Annotated in this window: 18 protein-coding genes and 1 tRNA gene; 10 read left to right on the top strand and 9 right to left on the bottom strand. The window is 64.9% G+C overall.

Annotated features, from left to right (window positions below):
- Window positions 1-38 precede the first annotated feature (38 nt).
- Window positions 39-1,226 (top strand): glycoside hydrolase family 27 protein, encoded by a 1,188-nt coding sequence (locus ISP25_RS15530; protein WP_404615154.1) that lies wholly within the window; start codon window positions 39-41, stop codon window positions 1,224-1,226.
- Window positions 1,227-1,326: 100 nt separating this feature from the next.
- Here the strand turns inward: ISP25_RS15530 and ISP25_RS15525 are convergent, their stop codons facing one another.
- Together ISP25_RS15525 and ISP25_RS15520 are read right to left on the bottom strand one after the other, a co-directional pair.
- Window positions 1,327-2,361, bottom strand: coding sequence for an Ldh family oxidoreductase (locus ISP25_RS15525; protein WP_404615152.1), 1,035 nt, complete (start codon window positions 2,359-2,361; stop codon window positions 1,327-1,329).
- Window positions 2,358-3,410 carry a proline racemase family protein gene (locus tag ISP25_RS15520; RefSeq protein ID WP_404615150.1) on the bottom strand — a complete coding sequence of 351 codons (1,053 nt, stop codon included), beginning with the start codon at window positions 3,408-3,410 and terminating at the stop codon, window positions 2,358-2,360. Before ISP25_RS15520 ends, ISP25_RS15525 begins: the two co-directional genes overlap by 4 nt.
- A 264-nt stretch (window positions 3,411-3,674) precedes the next feature.
- Here ISP25_RS15520 and ISP25_RS15515 point away from each other — a divergent pair, with 264 nt between their 5' ends.
- The 3 genes from ISP25_RS15515 to ISP25_RS15505 all read left to right on the top strand — a co-directional run bounded on the left by ISP25_RS15515 (window position 3,675) and on the right by ISP25_RS15505 (window position 9,498).
- On the top strand, window positions 3,675-5,393 hold the full coding sequence (locus ISP25_RS15515) for a S53 family peptidase (protein ID WP_404615148.1): 1,719 nt from the start codon (window positions 3,675-3,677) through the stop codon (window positions 5,391-5,393).
- A 662-nt stretch (window positions 5,394-6,055) separates the two neighbouring features.
- Window positions 6,056-9,229, top strand: a complete 3,174-nt coding sequence (locus ISP25_RS15510; RefSeq protein WP_404615146.1) for a TonB-dependent receptor plug domain-containing protein — start codon at window positions 6,056-6,058, stop codon at window positions 9,227-9,229.
- 137 nt (window positions 9,230-9,366) lie between these two features.
- Window positions 9,367-9,498 carry a hypothetical protein gene (locus ISP25_RS15505; RefSeq protein ID WP_404615144.1) on the top strand — a complete coding sequence of 44 codons (132 nt, stop codon included), beginning with the start codon at window positions 9,367-9,369 and terminating at the stop codon, window positions 9,496-9,498.
- 47 nt (window positions 9,499-9,545) lie between these two features.
- Here the strand turns inward: ISP25_RS15505 and ISP25_RS15500 are convergent, their stop codons facing one another.
- Window positions 9,546-10,220: an AraC family transcriptional regulator gene (locus ISP25_RS15500; protein ID WP_225578411.1), complete on the bottom strand. Its 675-nt coding sequence runs from the start codon at window positions 10,218-10,220 to the stop codon at window positions 9,546-9,548.
- Window positions 10,221-10,795: 575 nt separating this feature from the next.
- On the opposite strand from ISP25_RS15500, the gene ISP25_RS15495 reads away from it, so the two are divergent.
- The 3 genes from ISP25_RS15495 to ISP25_RS15485 all read left to right on the top strand — a co-directional run bounded on the left by ISP25_RS15495 (window position 10,796) and on the right by ISP25_RS15485 (window position 12,248).
- Window positions 10,796-11,251 (top strand): YiiD C-terminal domain-containing protein, encoded by a 456-nt coding sequence (locus tag ISP25_RS15495; RefSeq protein ID WP_404615142.1) that lies wholly within the window; start codon window positions 10,796-10,798, stop codon window positions 11,249-11,251.
- A 50-nt stretch (window positions 11,252-11,301) separates the two neighbouring features.
- Complete coding sequence (locus ISP25_RS15490) at window positions 11,302-11,715, top strand: hypothetical protein (protein ID WP_192158047.1); 414 nt, start codon at window positions 11,302-11,304, stop codon at window positions 11,713-11,715.
- Between the two features lie 86 nt (window positions 11,716-11,801).
- The gene (locus ISP25_RS15485; protein WP_192158045.1) at window positions 11,802-12,248 is read left to right on the top strand and encodes a rhodanese-like domain-containing protein; all 447 of its coding nucleotides are present in this window, start codon (window positions 11,802-11,804) and stop codon (window positions 12,246-12,248) included.
- 82 nt (window positions 12,249-12,330) lie between these two features.
- Here the strand turns inward: ISP25_RS15485 and ISP25_RS15480 are convergent, their stop codons facing one another.
- A complete protein-coding gene (locus ISP25_RS15480) occupies window positions 12,331-13,380 on the bottom strand; it encodes a 2Fe-2S iron-sulfur cluster-binding protein (protein WP_192158043.1) in 1,050 nt (349 codons plus the stop codon).
- Window positions 13,381-13,443: 63 nt separating this feature from the next.
- On the opposite strand from ISP25_RS15480, the gene ISP25_RS15475 reads away from it, so the two are divergent.
- From ISP25_RS15475 to ISP25_RS15465, 3 genes are read left to right on the top strand one after another with little or no spacing between them, the layout of a single operon-like run.
- The gene (locus ISP25_RS15475) at window positions 13,444-13,884 is read left to right on the top strand and encodes a hotdog fold thioesterase (RefSeq protein WP_192158041.1); all 441 of its coding nucleotides are present in this window, start codon (window positions 13,444-13,446) and stop codon (window positions 13,882-13,884) included.
- Window positions 13,881-14,825, top strand: coding sequence for a serine/threonine protein kinase (locus ISP25_RS15470; RefSeq protein WP_404615139.1), 945 nt, complete (start codon window positions 13,881-13,883; stop codon window positions 14,823-14,825). Before ISP25_RS15475 ends, ISP25_RS15470 begins: the two co-directional genes overlap by 4 nt.
- A gap of 48 nt (window positions 14,826-14,873) precedes the next feature.
- Complete coding sequence (locus ISP25_RS15465) at window positions 14,874-15,308, top strand: hypothetical protein (protein ID WP_404615138.1); 435 nt, start codon at window positions 14,874-14,876, stop codon at window positions 15,306-15,308.
- Between the two features lie 88 nt (window positions 15,309-15,396).
- On the opposite strand, the gene ISP25_RS15460 is transcribed toward ISP25_RS15465, so the two are convergent.
- The 5 genes from ISP25_RS15460 to ISP25_RS15440 all read right to left on the bottom strand — a co-directional run bounded on the left by ISP25_RS15460 (window position 15,397) and on the right by ISP25_RS15440 (window position 19,365).
- Window positions 15,397-16,680: a sensor histidine kinase gene (locus tag ISP25_RS15460; protein WP_192158035.1), complete on the bottom strand. Its 1,284-nt coding sequence runs from the start codon at window positions 16,678-16,680 to the stop codon at window positions 15,397-15,399.
- Window positions 16,680-17,366 carry a response regulator transcription factor gene (locus ISP25_RS15455; RefSeq protein WP_192104744.1) on the bottom strand — a complete coding sequence of 229 codons (687 nt, stop codon included), beginning with the start codon at window positions 17,364-17,366 and terminating at the stop codon, window positions 16,680-16,682. Before ISP25_RS15455 ends, ISP25_RS15460 begins: the two co-directional genes overlap by 1 nt.
- Before the next feature lie 473 nt (window positions 17,367-17,839).
- Window positions 17,840-18,763 carry a 30S ribosomal protein S6--L-glutamate ligase gene (rimK, locus tag ISP25_RS15450; RefSeq protein WP_192158031.1) on the bottom strand — a complete coding sequence of 308 codons (924 nt, stop codon included), beginning with the start codon at window positions 18,761-18,763 and terminating at the stop codon, window positions 17,840-17,842.
- A complete protein-coding gene (locus tag ISP25_RS15445; RefSeq protein ID WP_192158029.1) occupies window positions 18,760-19,227 on the bottom strand; it encodes an ATP-dependent zinc protease family protein in 468 nt (155 codons plus the stop codon). Before ISP25_RS15445 ends, rimK begins: the two co-directional genes overlap by 4 nt.
- Before the next feature lie 64 nt (window positions 19,228-19,291).
- Window positions 19,292-19,365, bottom strand: a tRNA-Gly gene (locus tag ISP25_RS15440).
- Window positions 19,366-19,368 lie beyond the last annotated feature (3 nt).

The following is a 19,368-nucleotide window of genomic DNA, read 5'->3' as shown; positions in this document are numbered from 1 at the left end:
TGCGCGGCTCACACGATTCTTTGCACGAGGAACGGACGGTGAAGCGATTGCGGATGCTGTTGACGATGGTGCTGGCTTGCGGTCTGGTCGCAGCGATGCTGCATGCCGAGTCCGCGCCACCGCGCACGCCGAACGAACTGGCACTGACGCCGCCGATGGGCTGGAACACCTGGAACAGGTTCGGTTGCAAGATCAACGAGAAGCTGATCCGGCAGGCGGCGGATGCGATGGTCAGCTCCGGCATGCGCGACGCCGGCTACGTCTATATCGTCATCGACGATTGCTGGCAGGGCGAGCGCGACGCCAAGGGCAACATCCGGCCCGATCCGCTGCGTTTCCCCTCCGGCATGAAGGCGCTGGGCGACTACATTCACGCCAAGGGCCTGAAGTTCGGCATCTACTCCGACGCCGGCCAACTCACCTGCGGCAAGCGCCCAGGCAGTTGGGGGCACGAGTACCAGGACGCGCGCACCTATGCCTCGTGGGGCGTCGATTACCTGAAATACGACTGGTGCTCCACCTATACGCAGGATGCACCGTCCACGTACACGACGATGAGCGACGCCCTGCGCGCCACCGGCCGCCCCATCGTGTTCAGCATCTGCGAGTGGGGCGTCAACAAGCCGTGGCTGTGGGCGAAGAACGTCGGCAACCTCTGGCGCACTACCGACGACATCTACGACCACTGGTCGGGCCAGGACGGCTACCAGCACAGCGTGCTGGCCATCCTCGACCTGCAGGTGGGATTGGACGGCTTCGCCGGTCCCGGCCACTGGAACGACCCGGACATGCTGGAAGTGGGCAACGGCGGCATGAGCAACGTGGAGTACCAGTCCCACTTCAGCTTGTGGGCCATGCTGGCCGCTCCGCTGATGGCCGGCAACGACCTCGCCGACATGAGCGCGGAGACCAAGGCCATCCTCACCAACCGCGAGGTGATCGCGGTGGACCAGGACCCGCTGGGCATCGAAGCCAGCCGCGTCGCCAAGCAGGGCGACTACGAGGTCTGGGCGCGCCCGCTCAAGGGCGGCGGACGCGCGGTGCTGTTGCTCAACCGCAGCGCCACCGCCCACGCGATCACCGTGGACTGGGCGGACTTGAACCTGCCGGCCTCGTTGCGCATGAAGGTGCGCGACCTCTGGACGCACAAGGATCTGCCGGCCGCACGCGGCAGCTTCACGGCCAACGTGCCGTCGCATGGCGTGGCGATGCTGCGGATGGAGTGAGCGCCCGCTCCCGAAACGTCGGGACATCCAGTGCGGCGTAGCGGGGTCGAAGGGCCCCGCTACGCACTCTCTTTGTTCGAGCCGTTTTGACCGCGTCGTGCTACGCGTCGGCCGCTGCCATGGCCAGGATCTCGCGGTAAAGCCCCGATGGAACCGTTGCGCCTTCGCGCAGGCTGCGTTCGCGCGCTTCGAAACGGCGTTGCGAAGGCAGGCGCGCGCCTTGTACGGTGATCGCACCGAACATTTCCTCGGCGCGCCGCGCACCATCGGCGGCGTCCGCTCCGCCGAGACGCGCAGGATCGAAGGCAAGGATCAGTTCGCCGTGGCAGGGTGCGGCGCCGGCGCCCTGGTCGAAGTCCAGCGATTCGCGGCTGGTCCAGTCGCCGATCAGCGCGCCGCCCATGAGTTCCACCATCATCGCCAGCGCCGAACCCTTGTGGCCGCCGAAGGTGTGCATCGCACCGCCGGCGATCGCGACGGGATCGATCGATGGATGGCCGTCGGCGTCCACGCCACACCCTGACGGCAGCGGCGTGCCGGTGCGGCGGTGCAGCTCTAGGTCGCCGCGCGCGATCGCGCTGGTGGCGAAGTCGAACACCAGCGGATACGGGCCGGGGCGCGGCCAGCCGAAGGCGACGGGATTGGTGCCGAACACCGGTCGGTGACCGCCGGCGGGCGCGACCCATGCGTGGCTGGGCGTAAGCGCGAGTGCGGCCAGGCCATGCGCGACGACGGCCTCGATTTCCGGCCACAAGGCGGAAAAATGGAAGCAGTGGCGTATCGCCAGCGCGGCGACACCGTGTCTGTGCGCCGCCTCGGCCAGCACCGGCAGGCTGCGCTCGAAGGCCAGCGGCGAGAACGCACGACGCGCATCCACACGCACCACGGCGCTGCCGTCGGATTCGACGACGGGTTCGGCCTGCAAGTCGACCTTGCCTGCGTGCACGGTCTGCGCGCAGGTCAGCACGCGATAGATGCCATGCGACTGGCAGGCGTCGCGCTGTCCGGCGACGATCACGCGTGCCATCGCCTGCACGTGCGCTTCGCCCAGGCCGAGGCTACGCAAGGCGGCACGGATCTGCTCGCCCAGTTCGTCGAGCGGCACGCGCAGGGTGTCGGAGGATGCGGTGTTCATCGCAGGAAAAACCCTTGCGGAAACGGATCCTCGCGTTCCAGCACCCAATGGTTGAACCCCATGATGTGCGCTTCGCCGGTCACTTCGGTGATGGCGCCGTCGAACGGGCCGATCTTGACGGCTTCGACCACGCGCACCTCGAAGCGGCTGCCAACGATGCTGGCATTGACATAGGCCTGGTTCAATCCGAGTCGCCCACGCAGGAACAACTGCGCGGCACGACCCGAACTGCCGGTGCCGGTGGGCGAACGATCCACCTCGCGATCGGCGAAGATGCAGACGTTGCTTTGGTCCGCACCGACGGAGGCCGCATTCGGCGGCCCGTCGATGATGCTGCCGTAAAGCTGGTCCAAGTCCGGCTCCAGCGGATGCCGGATCGGTATCTGCGCAACCACGGCCGCTTTCGCCTGCGCGCCGAGTTCGATCAGCGTACGCACGTTTTCGGGCGCGATGGACAACCCGTCCGGCGCGGTGAGGTAGTAGTAGAAGGCACCGCCGAACACGATGTCGCCGGTGATCGCGCCGAAGTCGCGCGTCCGCACCGCGACGTCGCGACGGTAGATGAAACCGGGCACATTGCGGAACGTCGTGCGTCCGGCGTGCCGACCGTCCCATTCCACCCAGGCCTCGATGAAACCCGCGGGTGCGTCGAAGGCGATGCGCGTGCGCGGCGACTGCCGCTCGACCATGCCCAGTTCCACCAGCAACCTGCCGAGCGCGATGATGCCGTGCCCGCACATGTCGCTGTAACCCTCGTTGTGCAGGAAGATCACGCCGAAATCGGCGCCGGGCGAGACCGGCGGGAACAGGTAGGCGCCGTACATGTCCGCGTGGCCGCGTGGCTCCAACATCAGGAAGCGGCGCAGGTCGTCGTGGTGTTCGCGCAACCAGGCACGCTTCTGCAGCATCGTGCCCGCGGGCAATGGCGGCAATCCGGAAAGCACCACGCGCAGCGGCTCGCCGCCGGTATGCAGGTCGACGGTGTGGAGCTGGCGGGCGTAGTCGCTCATTTGCGTGATCGTGCCGGCAAATACGGTGATGCCAAGCATGGCACCGTGCGGCCGCCTTGCGCCGTTACCGTGCGAATTCCGCACGCTTCCCGGACGAATCCGATCAAGACGCCGCCATCGATGGTTTCAATACTGCAACCCGTCAGTGCATGAGGGGCTCTGGCTGATGTTCGGCTCGACATATCCAGCCATCGTCCGATGGTCTGGCCCATGACCAATGCGGGGAGAGAGCAAATGATTCGGAAAACGACATTGTCCACGGCAATGAGGGTTGCCGTGTGCGGGTTGGCGTGTACCAGTGCAATGGGAATCGCGCTTGCCACCGGCAGTCCGCCGGCAAGCGGCACCGCAACAAGTGGCACGAACGTGGCCCTTGCGGAGGGCGTCAAGCTTCAATCCACCGACAAGGCGAGCATGATGGGGGCGTTCGAGCCGGTTCGCGTCAACGTCGTGCTCAAGATGCACGACACGGACGAACTCAGGCAGATGGCCGACCTCGTGCGCACGCATGCGCACGCGCCGCTGACGGACAGCGACCTGGCGGCCCGCTACCTGCCGCACGGCGACGATGCCGCGCGCGTCGTCAACTTCCTCCGCGCAAACGGTTTCGGAAATATCCACGTGTCGAAAGACAATGTGATCGTCACGGCCGAAGGCACGGCATCCGGCGTGCAGTCGGCGTTTGGCACGCGGCTGTACAAGGTGACCAATGCCAACGGTTCGGGCATAGCCAATGTCGATGCGGTACAAATTCCGGCTTCGTTGAGTGGAGTGGTCGGCGCGGTGCTCGGCTTGCGCTCATACAGCGAGCGCGGCCTGTCGGCCGCGAAAGCGGCCACGGTAGGAAAGAACGGGCCGAAGCTCACGGCCAAGGTTTCGGCGAAGGGCAAGAAGGCGCCGGGCACGCAAGCGGCGTCTGGCGACACCACCGTGGCTTGCCGCGAATGCGTGCATGCGCCGACGGATTTTCCGCAGCTCTACAACGCTGGCGGATTGGCTCCCGCGTTGAACCAGTCAGTGGCGATCATCGGCGTGGGCGACCAGGGTGAAACCCCTGCGCTGTACCAGACCTGGGCCAATGGCTACGGCATCACGCCGATTCCGCTCGCCATCACCTATCCCACCGGATACACCGCGGGCGATTACGAGGCGCAAACCGAAGCGGTACTCGACATCGATGCCGTCACGGCCATGAGCGGCGGCCTGCAGCAGATCGCGTTCTACTCGGCGCCTTCGACCGACCTGAGCGACGAGCTGACGGCAGTGACGGCTGCCGTCAACGACAACCACACCACCATCTCGCTGTCGTTTGCGGCCTCGTGCGATTCGGATATCCCGCAGGATCTGCGCAACAGCTGGGACCAGGAACTGTACGCGGCGATAGCCAAGGGACTCACCGTGTTCGCCGTCACCCAGGACGACGGCGGCTATCCGAACTGTTCCGACAACGCGAGTTCCACCGGCTTCCCGGCCAGTTCGCCCTATGTCGTTTCGGTGGGCGCTTCCACCCTCATCAACACGGCCGACTCGTACAGCACCTACGACCACGAAACCTTGTGGGTCGACAGCGAAAGCGGCCCGGCCGCGACCGAGCAGCGCCCCTGGTACCAGGATGTCGTGGCGAACGTCGTCGGCAGCATGCGCGGCACGCCGGACTTCGTGATGGATGGCGATCCCAACACCGGCCTGTGGGTGGTGACCGGCTATGTCGACAGCAGCGGCACGTTCCAGCAGCAATGGGCCGTTTATGGCGGCACCAGCCTTGCCGCGCCGCTGCTGGCCGGCACCTATGCCAGGATCCTGCAGAGCGGCATCCCGCCGTATTTCTGGCCGCAGACCTTCTACGACATCGGCACGGCGCAAGTGAAAAAGACCAAGGGCGACTGCCTCGACTGCTACAACTTCCTTACGGGAGGCAGCAACGGGGCGTACTCGGTGGTGCCGGGCCAGTACAACCAGGCATCCGGTTGGGGTTCGTGGAATGCCGCTTCGGTGGCGAACGCCATGCGGTATCAGCGGTAAGTCCGGGGTCGTCTGTCGCCTTCGTGACGCCGGCGCGTGCCGGCGCCACGGAGGCGGCTTTGCATCAGGCAACGACCCGATGCCGCAACGATAGATAGATCCGACCCGCAAACACGGTGCACACACCCTTCGCCCCGGGCGCAACGAAGCGGAAGCTTCCGCTCGCGCCGAGCGCCGCTTGCGACGGCAAGCGCACGCGGGGAAGCGCCATGGATGGCGCCGGTTTCGAGTAGCGAGGGAGTCGGAACGCTCATCGCAATCGTCCTTCGATTTCGGCCCTGCGGGCCTGTGCCAAGGGCGGGCGACGGATGTCCCGCCGAGCCGTTGCCGTCAATCAGGCGGCACGTTTATGCCGACTTCGACAGGAAAATGTCTTATTAAATACTTTATGCCATTTCCCGCATTCAACATGCAGCATCGCGCCGAGACAAATCCACGAATCGTGATCTACCGTTCCTGACATGCGAAACGGAATTCGCAGGTTTTCGGCCCGATTTGGCCGAAACGATTGCAGTCGTCGCAGCGACTGAAAATCCAGTTCGTCCTGTCTACAAATAATCCTTTTCTCCCGAATGCCGCAACCAACGTTGCGCTGGCATGGGGATGCCATGTTTCGTGCATTCGGAAGAAACCAGTCTTTCACCGGGGAGTTCTCAAATCTCATGAATGTCATGAAATTCGATGTGGGCGTGCGCGCTTCGGCATTGCGCCGCACGGCATTGGCTGTGGCCATCGTCGCCGGTATCGGCGTGACCGGCCAGGCACTGGCGCAGGCCACCACCGGCACCATCTTCGGCAGCGCGCCCGCGTCCGGCGCCACCGTGCAGGTCACCGGCGGCTCGGGCTTCAACCGCGCCGTGCCGATGGACAGCACCGGCCACTACTCGATCACCGTGCCGATCGGCGATTACACGGTCAGCCTCATCCAGAACGGCGCCGTGGTGCAGTCGCACGACCACGTCAACCCGGCCGCCGGCGGCGCGTCCGAAGCGGACTTCCTGCAGCGCGGCGATGCGAATGCGAAGTCGTTGAGCACGGTCACGGTGACGGCGAACGCGCTACCCGCGATCGACGTGACCTCCACCACGCAGAACCTCACCATCACGGCGCAGCAGCTGACCCAGTTGCCGGTCGCGCGCAACTCGGGCTCCATCGCCCTGCTGGCGCCGGGCACCATCTCCGGCGCCGCAAAGCTGGGCGACGGCCCCACGGGCGAACCGGTGATCTCGTTCAACGGCTCGTCCATCGTGGAGAACGCGTACTACATCAACGGCTTCAACACCTCCGATCCGCTCAGCAACACCGGCGGCATCACGCTGCCCTACGGCTCCATCGACCAGCAGCAGACCCTGACCAGCGGCTACGGCGCCATGTATGGCCGCTCGGCCGGCGGGGTGATCAGCCAGGTGGGCAAAAGCGGCACCAATGACTGGCACTTCGGCGCCCAGGCGCTATGGCAGCCGGCGTTCGCCAAGAGCAGCACCGACAACTACTACTACGCCAACCCGGACAACCTGCTGGCCTGGCAGATGCCGGGACAGATCTACGAATACCGCCAAGACAACAGCAGTTGGAACACGGTCTATGACGCCTACATCGGCGGCCCGCTGATCAAGGACACGCTGTTCATGTTCGTGTCGGCTGAGGTCAACAAGTCGCAGGGGCACAGCGTCGACGCCTATGGCGGTCCGGGCAGCACGAATTACATGTATTACTGGAAGGACAGCGACCCGAAGTTCTACGCCAAGCTGGACTGGAACATCAACTCCAGCAACATCTTGTCGCTCACGGGTATTCGCAATCAGGTTGGCAACGACCCGAACGAAAGCTACCTCTACGACTACGCAACGCACACCCAAGGCACCACGCTCCAAAACTTGGGCCAGCGTGACAAGACCACCTTCACCATCGGCATCCTGAAGTACACCTCGTACATCACCGACGACCTGACGCTGAACGCCACCTACGGCAAGATGGATGGCGAGTATTACTACAACCAGCCGGTGGCTTCGGCGGCGGCGGCATATGGCCAAACCCTGCCGGCGACCTGGAGTACCCAGAACGAAAACCCGGCTTACGCCAGCAACATCTACAACCCTTACGGCCTGGGCTCGATAAACAATCCCGACCATTCCTCTGAAGTGCGCAATCTGCGCATCGACCTCGACTGGAGGCTGGGCAACCACGACATCCTGTTCGGCATCGACAACGACGACGATACCGACAAGAACGACGGATCGATCATTGGCGGCCCCGGCTATGCCTGGATCTACAACGTAACGTCGCCGGGTCAGGCTGTCGCAACGGCCAACGGCTACTCTGCGGGCGTGGGCAGTCCATGCACCATCGGTGGTCAAGCCGCCGCCTGTTCCGTGTACAAATATGTGTACGCCACCAACGCCACCGTGTCCGTGAAGCAGCATGCGCAGTACCTGCAGGACAACTGGCAGGTCACGCCAAACCTGCTGCTGAATCTTGGCCTGCGCAACGACCAATTCACCAACTACACGCCGAACAACGTGCCCTACCTGCGCCTGACCAAGCCGCAGTGGGCGCCGCGCCTGGGCTTCAGTTGGGACGTGTTCGGTGATTCCAGCATGAAGGTGTTCGGCAACGCCGGCCGCTACTACCTCGCCATGCCCACCTCCGTGGCGCTGCGCCAAGCCAGCGCACCGCTGTACACGGAGCAGTACTACACGTACACCGGCATCGACGCGAACGGTTTGCCGCAGGGCACGCAACCCATCATGGGCAACTTCCCGAACGGGATCTATTACGTCAACGGCGAGAACGGCACGTCGTCCAACCCCAAGATGGCGGCGTCGCAGAACCTCAAGGCGGAATACGTGGACCAGTTCGTGCTGGGCACGCAGCAGCAATTCAAGATGCTCGACCAGAGCTGGGTATATGGCGTGAGCGGCACGCTCAACCGAATGGGCCGCGCCATCGATGATTGGGACAGCGGCAGTGAAGGTGGCTCTCTCCCGAATGAGGATTTCGCCATCCTGACGCAGTTGGCCGCCCAGCAGGGCGTTGCGATAACCACCAATCCGAACGATTTCAAGAGCAGCACCCTGATCAACCCGGGCGTCACCAATATCGTGACCGTGCCGAACGGCAGCGGCGGCTACAGCCAGGTGAAGGTGCCGTGGGCGGACTTCCTGATGCCGCAGCTCAAGCGTCGCTACTACTCGCTGGACACGTATCTGGAGCATCCGTTCGACGGCAAGTGGTGGGGCAAGATCGACTACACCTTCTCGAAAAGCTACGGCGACTACGAAGGTCCGGTGTTCTCGCCCGGCGGCCAGGGCGGCAGCTCGCAGTCGGCCACCGTGCAGTGGGATTTCCCGGAGATCATGGCGTACTCCAACGGGCCGCAAGCCAACAGCCAGCGTCACCAGTTGCGCATCTACGGCTCATACCAGATCACGCCGGAATGGAGCGTCGGCGGCACCTACCGCGTCGCTTCCGGCACACCGCTGTCCTGCTTCGGCCCCTTCGGCCCGGTCTCCGGCTGGGGCACCACGGCTTCCGATCCCGGCGGCTACGGCGCCAGCTACCACATGTGCAACGGCCTGCCCTCGCCGCCCGGCTCCGTTGGCAACACGCCGTGGACGCATCAGTTGAACCTGCAGGTGGACTACCGTCCGGCCTTCGCCGACCACAAGCTGGATTTCCAGTTGCAGGTGCATAACGTGTTCAACGAGCAGAAGTCCGTCCAGCAGCAGGAGTACATGGCCGAAAACTCCTCCGGATATCCCTACCCGTACTACCTCATGCCGTACAGCACGGAAGCGCCGCGCTACGTGCAGTTGGGCGTGACCTACGACTACTGATCGAAACCGACGCAACCCGGATGCAGGCGGAAACGGAACTTCCGCCGCACGGCACCCCTTTCCCCATCTGCCACCCGTTACGGGTGGCTTTTTTTGTGTGTTCCTCCATGAACACAAGATCAAGCAGGCGACCATCCATGGCCGCGCTCTTCAGAAAAATCCGCTTCGTCGCGGTTTTTGTGGCGGCCTGTCGCGAAGATCAGACAAATGGCGACCATGGCCGCACGCTTCATGAAAAGCCGCTTTGCTGCAGGCTTTGCGACAGGTAATCGCGACGATCGGGAGGCCGGCCATCCGCGCCCGCACTCCTCAAGACTCAACCGTGCAGATTGCGGAACTCGCGCGGCGTCATGCCCACGGTGGCCTTGAACTGGCGCGCGAACGCGCTCTGGTCGGTGAAGCCGCAGGCCAGGCCGATGTCGGCCACGCTGCCCGCGCCACGCAGCAGGCGCATTCCGGCGTCGATGCGCAGCTTGGTCAATGCCTGCTGCGGCGTGAGCTGGAACACGTTGCGGAAATGGCGCTCCAACTGCGCCACCGACACTTCGGCCAGCGCCGCCAGTTCGCCCACGCGTACGCCTTCGGCGTAGTGCGCTTGCAGGTATTCCATCGCACGCACGAGTCGCGGATAGGTCGGATGGCGTCCGTCGGGATGGCGCAGGTCGCGCGAAATGCCGAGCACGCCGCACACCTCTCCACGCTGCCGCTGCGGGTATTTACAGGTGATGCACCAGCCGGGCGCGCGGTTGGGCAGCAAATGTACCTCGAGCTGGTTGGCGATGCTCTCGCCAGCCAGCACGCGCCTGTCCTGCGCAGCGTAGGAACTGCCCAACGTGCTGGGGAACAGCTCGGCGACGCTGCGGCCGATCACCTCCTCGCGCCGTTTCAACCGCAATCGACGCACCAGGGTGAGGTTGGCATGCGTGTAGCGGCCGGAACGATCCTTCACGAAAAACACGACGTCGGGCAACGCGTCGAACAGCATCTGCATGTCTTCGGCCGAAAGCTTCACGTCCACGGCAAATTCCGGCGAATGGAAGTGGGAACGCACGCTAGCAAAAGCCTGCATTGGCAACGGCCATTATGCCGAATTCCGCACCTTGTAACGGTAGAGCGACCTAGCGGTCACCGCGCAGAACTCGGCATACAGCGAAGGCTGGTCGCTGTATCCGGAACGCCCCGGCGTGGGGATGGGCTTGCACGAAATGCCGTGGGCCATTTTGACTGCCCCGACCTCCAATGTGGCGCGCCGGCCGATTGGCGATGGACGCCGGCCTGCGCCATGACAGACGGGGCCACAGGCAGGCCTGCGAACACCTGCGCGAACACGCCACGCTGGCCGGACTCGGGATCGGCGTTGCCGGTCATCGACGCCGGCGTGCCGCGCGAACGCCTCGACATCCGCGCCTTCCACGGCAGCGTGCTCGCCTCCTGCCGAGTGCCGTGCCGTTGCCGGTTTCGGGGCTCGTGATGCGCGCTCCTCGCCGGCGACGGGGGCGCATCGTGGACTGCGACGGCACGTTGCAACGACATGGATGCCGCGCGTGCCACACTACAATCGACTGCATGACCGACACAGCCCACGACCTGATCCGCTTCATCCGCGACAAGATCCCGCTGGCGCGGGCGATGGACCTCGAACTGCTGGCGCACGATGAAGATCGGCTGGCCTTGCGTGCACCGCTGGCGCCGAACGTCAACGACAAGGGCTGCGCCTTCGGTGGCAGCCTGGTGAGTCTGATGACGCTGACCGGCTGGGGCCTGGTGGAACTCGCCCTGCTCGCGCGCGACCAGCATTGCGACGTCTTCGTGGGCGAGTCCACCGTGCGCTACCTGCAGCCGGTATGGGCGGATTTCCATGCCGAGGCGCGACTCACTGCGGACGCGGACTGGGCCAGTTTCTTCGATACGTTGCAGGCACGCGGCAAGGCGCGCATCGAGGTGGACTGCAGCGTACCCGGCACGGACGGCAAGCCGGCCGCCACGCTGTCCGCGCGCTTCGTCGCCAAACGCCGCGATTGAAGCGGCGCGCCCGCCACCGCAGAATGCACGGGTTACCGGGGAGAACGTCCATGCGCCACATCCTGCCTCCACTTGCCGTCGCCGCTGCTGCACTCCTCACCGGTTGCATGAAGGACGTCCGCAACGACAGCCTGGTGACCACGCTCAATGCCTACAGCGGCGCGGTGCGCTGGGATGGCCTGCAGAGCGGCCTGCAATACGTCGACCCCGAAGTGCTCAAGGCGCACCCGCCCACCGACTTCGACCTTGCGCGCTACCAGCAGGTGCGTGTGAGCGACTACGACGACGGCTCCGGCCCGGTGGCGCTGAACGACCATGAGGTGAAGCAGACGGTACGCATCAGCTTCATCAACAATCACACCCAGGCCGAGCGCAGCATCATCGTGCATCAGCTCTGGCGCTACGACGAAAAGGCCAAGCACTGGTGGCTGGAAAGCGGACCGCCCGACCTGGATCCGAACTGAGCCGGCCAGCGCGGGGCCGGCACCCGGATCGCCTATAATCGCCGGTTTGAACGCAACGGCGCGATCGCCGCGCCCGTGGAACCCACATGCAAGATTTCCTGCACAAGCTGCCCCAGTTCATCGGCAACCATGCAGCGCTGGCTGCGCTGTTCGCGATCCTGCTGGTCGCCCTGATCGTGGTGCAACTCGGCGAACTGTTCAGCAAGATCAAGGTGCTGACGCCGGCCGGGCTCACCCTCATCATCAACCGCGACAACCCGTTGCTGATCGATCTCTCGGCCATCGCCGACTTCGAGAAGATGCACGTGCCCGGTGCACGCCATGTCCTGATGAGCCAGTTCGACCCCGAGAACAAGGATCTGGCCAAGGCCAAGGAACTGCCGGTGGTGGTGATGGACAAGGACGGCAACGGCAATGCGGCCAAGGCCGCGCAGCGGCTGGCCAAGGCCGGCTTCCAGAAGGTCTATACCCTGGGCGGCGGCGTGCTGTCCTGGCAGCAGGCGCAACTGCCGGTGGCCAAGGGCAACAAATAACGGAATGCCGCAGGAGCGCACCCTGTGCGCGATGGCTTTGATGCCCGATCAGGGCAAAGGCTTTCGCGCACAAGGTGCGCTCCTACGGATGAAAACCTGCCCGCGCGGCGATGATCTGCGCCAGCACATCCGGCGCGTACTCGAACGAGTCGTAGTAAAGCCGTTCTTCCGGCAAGCCCGCCGCCACGAAGCGATGGCGTGCCACGTCGATCATCGCGGGCGGCCCGCTCATGTAGACATCGTGCGCCGAGAGGTCGGCATGGTCGGCCAGCACCGCCTCGTGCGCCAGCCCCACGCGCAGGCCGGAAGCCAGCCCCTCTTCCGACAGCACCGCGTGGAAGCGCAACTGCTTGGCCTGTCGCCGCCATTGCTCGATCTGCGGCAGCAGGTACAGATCCGCCGCATGGCGTACGCCCCAGTACACGTCCATCGCGCGGCGCGTGCCGAGTTCGATGAAGTGCTCAACAATGGCTTTCACCGGCGCGATGCCGGTGCCGCCGGCAACGAAGATCATCGGCCGCTCCGAATCCTCGCGCGCCACGAAGGTGCCCAATGGCGCCTCGATGCACAGCGTGTCGCCCACGGCCAACGCACCGGCCACCTGCGAAGTGAAGCCACCGCCGGCAACATGGCGCACGTGCAATTCGATACTGCCGTCCGCCTGCGGCCCGTTGGCGATGGAAAACGACCGGCGCCGACCGCCCTCCAGCACTACGTCGAGGTACTGTCCAGGCAGCCATTGCAGGCGCTGTTGGCCGTCGGCGGGTTGCAGGTAGAGGCCAGTGACATCGGGCGCCAGCAGTCGCTTGCTGGCCACGTGCACGGTGAGCCGCCGGCATGCGATGTCCTCCACCGAGGCCACCTCGCGCGCCTCCAGCAGCAGGTCGCTGGCCGGCACCGCCTGGCACAGCAGCACCGCTCGATGAGCGCGTTCGTCCGCATCCAGCGCCAGGGGCGGGTTGCGCGGGTACTCGCAGCGGCCGGTCAGCAGGGTGGCCTTGCAGCTGCCGCAAACGCCCGCGCGGCACGAATACGGCAACGCGATGCCGGCGCGCTGCGCGGCCTCCAGCACGGTTTCGCCCGCGGCAACGTCGAATCGGCGGCCGGTGCTTTTCAGGGTGACGGTGAACACGCGCACATTGTCGCCGCGATGCTCCCCGGCCGACAATGCGTGCCTGTTTCACGAGGATAGACCATGGCCATCTGGCAGCAGGCAACCGACCTCTCGCGCATCAACGCATGGAGCGCCAACACGCTGATGCAGGCGCTGGGCATACGCATCACCGAGATTGGCGAGGACTGGTTGCGGGGCACCATGCCGGTGGATGCCCGTACCCATCAGCCTTACGGCCTGCTGCACGGCGGCGCCTCGGTGGCGCTGGCCGAAACCCTGGGCAGCACTGCCGCCATGCTCACGCTCGACCCGGTGCAATTCCGCGCGGTGGGGCTGGAGATCAATGCCAACCACGTGCGCGGCGTGCGCGAAGGCATCGTCACTGGCACGGCGAAAGCATTACACCTCGGCCGCAGCACCCAGGTATGGGAAATCCGCATCGAAGACGTGCGGCAGAAGCTGGTATGCATCTCCCGCATCACCATGGCAGTGGTGCCGGCCGAAGCCGTGGCGCCACGTTGAACGCCGCTCCCTACGCCAGCCTCACTCCCGACCTGGTGCTCGACGCCGCGAGTGCCTGCGGGTTGTGGCCGGACGGCCGCCTGCTCGCGCTCAACAGCTACGAGAACCGGGTGTGGCAGATTGGCATCGAGGATGCTTCACCGGTGATCGCGAAGTTCTATCGCCCCGGCCGCTGGAGCGACGCGGCCATCCTCGAGGAGCACGCGTTCGCGCAGGAGCTGGCCGGGGACGAGGTGCCGATGGTGGCGCCGCTGTCGTTCGGCGGCCGCAGCCTGCTGCTGCATGGCGGCTTCCGCTACACACTGGCGCCGCGCCATGGCGGCCGCGCACCGGCGCTGGAATCGCGCGAACAGCTGGAATGGCTGGGTCGCCTGCTCGCGCGCCTGCATGCGGTGGGTGCACGGCGTCCATTCGCGCATCGCGACACGCTGGATCGCCGCACGATGATCGCGCAGCCAATCCAGGCCGTGCTGGCTTCGTCGCTGCTTCCGGCCCATCTGCAAGACGGCTACCGCAATGCGGCGCAACGGCTGGACCAAGCCGTCGCCGCGCGCCTCGATACCGTCGGCCCTGTCCGCACCTTGCGTCTGCACGGCGACTGCCATCCCGGCAACATCCTGTGGACGGATGCCGGCCCGCACTTCGTCGACCTCGACGATGCTCGCACGGGACCCGCGGTGCAGGACCTGTGGATGCTCGCCAACGACGACGCGGCAATGCAGGCGCTGCTGGACGGCTATGCCCAACTGCGCGACTTCGACCATGCGGAACTGGCGCTGGTACCCGCCCTGCGCGCGATGCGCCAGCTGCACTACGCGGGGTGGATCGCCCAGCGCTGGCACGATCCCGCCTTCCCGGCGGCCTTCCCGTTCGCGGCCGAGGCACGCTGGTGGGACGAACACATCGCCGACCTGCACGAATTGGCCGACGCTCTCGATTGAACGAGCCCCCATGACCTAAGCTTGCGGCTTTACCAACGGGACTTTCGCGTGCGCACCATCCTGCTCCGCCTGATCGGCATCCTCGAAGTGGCCGGCGGCTACTACGGCATGATCCTGATGCTGTACCGCCTGCTGCCTTTCCGCGCAAGCGACAGCGTGGTCGCGCTGATCGGGCTGGCGCTGTATGCCTTCGTGCTGGTGGCGGGCGTGTTGCTGCTGGAAAACGACGAACGCGGCGTGCGCTATTCAAGCTGGGCGCAGCTGCTGCAACTGCCGTTGATCGCCACGCCGGTATTCACCTATGCACTGCATTGCGGCGGCTACGTCAACGTGTTTGCCACGCTGCACTTGCCGCCGCACCTGGGGCTGACTTCGCACTTCGCCAGCCAGGGCTTCGTGCTCGCCGTCGGCGGGCCCGCCGCCGCGCACCTGGGCATCAATCTGCTTGCACTGCTGTCGTGGCTGGCGTTGAAGTTGCGTTGAGCTTGTAGGAGCACACCCTGTGCGCGAATGCTTTGACGTTTAATCGAAGCCAAAGCATTTGCGCACGGGGTGCGCTCCTACAGTGACGTCAGCCGAACACGATGCTGGCAATGGCGCCGTTGCCGTCGGTGCGCGGACGCATGGACACCTGCCAGCCGTAGAGCTCGCACAGCCTGCGCACGATAGCGAGGCCAAGGCCCGCACCGCTGCCACCCGCGCCTTCGCCGCGTACGCCGCGCTGGAAAAGCTTCTCGGCGTCCTCGGGCTTGATGCCTGGGCCGGTGTCGATCACCTCGATGCGGCCCGCGCCCACTTCCACGCGCACCGTGCCTTCGAGCGTATACTTGATCGCGTTGCCGATCAGGTTGGTGAGCGCCACCGACAGCACCGAGGCCGGCGCGTTGACGCTGAGCGACTCGCGCGCCGTCAGCTCGATCTCGATTGGCTTGCCGCGCAGCTGCGGGCGTTGGCTCTCAATCACGTCGGCAGCGACCTTGGCCACCTCGGTGGTTTCTCCGCGAGTTGGGCCGCGTCGCTCGGCGCGCGACAGCAGCAGCAACGCCTCGATCAGTTCGGTGGCCTGGCGCGAGGCGCGCTCTATGCGCTTCAGACGCTCGGCCAATTTTGGCGTAAGGTCGGGCGACCCCTGCAGCAGTTCGGTGGTACTGGAAATCACCGCCAGCGGCGTGCGCAGTTCATGGCTTACGTCGGAGTTGAACTCGCGGTCGCGCTCCACCATCGCGGTGAGACGTGACGAGTAGTCATCCAATGCCCGTGCCAGTTCACCTACTTCGTCGTCGGCGAAATGCTGCGCCAACGGTTCGGCCTTGCCGGCCTTGCGGAAGTCACGGATGCGCTGCGCGAGCTGAGTCACCGGCTTCAGCACCTTGCGCGACAACCATAGACCAATGGCCAGAGAAAGCAGACTGAACAGCACTACCACTGCGATCAAAGCGGTAATCAGCTGGCGCTTTCCCAGATCCTCGCGGCTGATGTCGTAACGGGTGAAACCGATGATTCCGTCTTTGCGCCGCACCGCCAATTTGTAGTGCCGCTCCCGGCCCTTGGCATCGGTTTCATAGATGTCGTGAACGCCGCTGCCAAGGCTCTGCCATGCCAAGGGCATCTTGTAGAGCGTGCGGTCGCTCTTCACCCATCCCTCGATCAGTTCGGAATGGAACTCCTGGTCGGGATGATAGATAGCGTTGTCCACCGCCTGATCCACGTCGTTCTGCATGCTGGTGTTGACCAGCTGGTCCTCCACTTTGGCGCGCACGTACAGCGAAGCCACAGCGAACAACGCGCTGAGGCCGAAGCCGAACAGCGCGAAGGAAAGGATCAGGCGGAAACGGAGTTTGCGCCGGGATTGCATCAAGCTTGAACAGCGTCGGGCTCGACCATGCGATAGCCGATGCCATGCCGCGTGTGGATCAGCGGCTTGTCGAAGGGCTTGTCGATAGCCGCGCGCAGGCCATGGATGTGCACGCGCAGGGAATCGGAATCAGGCAGCTCCTCGCCCCACACTTTCTGCTCCAGATCCTGTCGTGTCACCACCGAAGGGCTGGCTTCCATCAGCGCCTGCAGCAGCTTGAGGCCGATCGGGTTGAGCTGGATGGCCTTGCCCGCACGGCTCACGGTGAGCGTGTCGAGGTTGAAAGTGAGGTCGGCCACCTTGAGCACCCGGCTCTGCGGGCCCTTGCCGCGACGCGCCAGCACCTCCAGGCGCGCGGAGAGTTCCTGCAGCGCGAACGGCTTGGTCATGTAGTCGTCGGCACCCGATTCGAAGCCGGTGAGCTTCTGCTCCAGCGCGTCGCGCGCGGTGAGCATCAGGATCGGCGTCTGCTTGTGCGCCTCGTGGCGCAGCTTCTTCGCCACTTCCAGGCCATCGAGGCCAGGCAGGGTGAGGTCGAGCACGATCACGTCGAAATCGTGCACCACCGCCAGGTGCAGGCCGGTGACGCCGTCGCCGGCGAAATCCACCACATGGCCACGGTCTTCCAGATAATCGCCGATGTTGGTCGCGATATCGCTGTTGTCTTCAATCACCAGTACGCGCATGCGTCGCTCCGCAATGCCGCCGGCGTTGCCGGCCCGAGTGGCAAGCTTAACATTCGCGCCGCGTGAAACCCGCCGCAAACCTGCCGCGGCCTGAATGTCATGACTTTTCTCGGAGAAGAGCGGCCACGGAAAAGGCGTCCGCTCGATCTTCGCGCCGGATCTTCGCGCCCCCACCGCAAACCCCGAACCGAAGCGGCGTCTATTGAAGAGTGCGGCCATGGATGGCCGCCCGTTTGACCTTCGCGTTCATGGACGAACGCTGAAACAAACACGCCCGTTTGATCTTCGCGTTCAAGGACGAACGCACAAACAAACCAAAAAAAACGGATGTGGCGAATGCCGCCACATCCGGATTGGGCTCGTCCCGTCACCGCCATCCACCGTTGAGAACCGCATGGGTCGTCTCTGGCAGCGTCAGCAGAATGGTTATAGAAGCCCCGGGGTTAGGACCCGGTTAACGCACGCATAGTCGTTCACGTCGCGTTTTTCTTGGCGCGACGCACGCCACGTTTCGTTTCACCTGCCTGCACCTGTGCCTCGAGCAATCCGATGATTGCGCCGGCCACGTCCACCCCAGTGGCCGCCTCGATCCCTTCCAGCCCCGGCGAGGCATTCACTTCAAGCACCAGCGGGCCGCGCTCGGAGCGCAACAGGTCGACGCCGGCGACGCCCAGCCCAAGCGCATCGGCGGCCAGCACGGAGATACGTTGCTCCGCCGCACTCAACCTCACCGGCTTCGCACTGCCGCCGCGATGCAGGTTGGCACGGAAGTCGCCGGCGCTGGCTTCGCGCTGCATCGCCGCCACCACCTTGCCGCCGACCACGAAGCAGCGCAGGTCGCGGCCCTTCGCTTCGGCGATGAACTCCTGCACCAGGAAATTCGCATACAGGCCGCGAAAAGCCTCGATCACGCTCTGCGAGGCGCTGCGCTTCTCGGCCAGCACCACACCGGTGCCCTGGGTGCCTTCGTTGAGCTTGATGACGTGCGGCGGCTCGCCCAGCATCGCGAGCAGATCCCCGGTGTCGTCGGGATTGTCGCCAAACACGGTGACCGGCATGGCGATGCCCTGTGCAGCGAGGATCTGCAGGCAACGCAGCTTGTCGCGCGCGCGCAGCACCGCATCGGAAGAATTCGGCGTGTACACACCCATCATTTCCAGTTGGCGTAGCACCGCAGTGCCGTAGAACGTGCTCTGCGTGCCGATGCGCGGAATCGTCGCGTCCAGGTCGCGCACCGGCTTGCCCTTGTAACGGATCGCCACGTCGCCTGGCGCGATACGCACGTAGCAACGCAGGGGATCGAGCACGCGCACTACGTGGCCGCGCGTGCGCGCCGCGTCCACCAGTCGCTGGGTCGAGTACAGCCGCGCGTTGCGCGAGAGGATGGCGATCTTCATGAACGATCCGTGGCCGCTGGCAGCAGCCTGGGTTGGGTGTAGGCACGCGCGGGATCGACCACGAAACGCCCGTGCAGGGCGCTGCGGCCGAGCAGCATGGGGAAGAGCATGTGTCGCCGGTCGGTCAGGTTTATCTCAGCTTCGAAGCGCCGCCCGGCCAACAGGATTTCGCTGCGTATGAACCAGCGCTCGGTGCGGCGGCCGCCGGTATCGGTGACCATGCGCCGATCCAGCGCCGGCGCCTCGCAACACACGGTGTCCGAAGGGTACCGGCCGGCGCGCACGGTGAAGCGCAACCACATGATGCCTTCGCGCAGGAAAGTCTCCAGCGACTCCACGTGCAGCGCGCTGCTGCGTGCACCGGTATCAAGCTTGACTTTGAGCTGGGCGATGCCGAGTCGCGGCAGCGCCAACCGTTCGCGCCAGCCCAGCACGATCGGACTCGGATTGGCCGGATCGGTCATCGATGCAATCGCGCTCGCTGGGGGTGGCGATGGGAAGCAGCAGGATTATTGCTGGGGGGAGCAATGGAGCGGGTGAAGGGAATCGAACCCTCGTCAGTAGCTTGGGAAGCTACAGCTCTACCATTGAGCTACACCCGCGTC

The organism is Rhodanobacter hydrolyticus (assembly GCF_044904645.1).
Note: the sequence above shows the minus strand (reverse complement) of the source record. Positions and strands in the feature narration are given on the sequence as shown.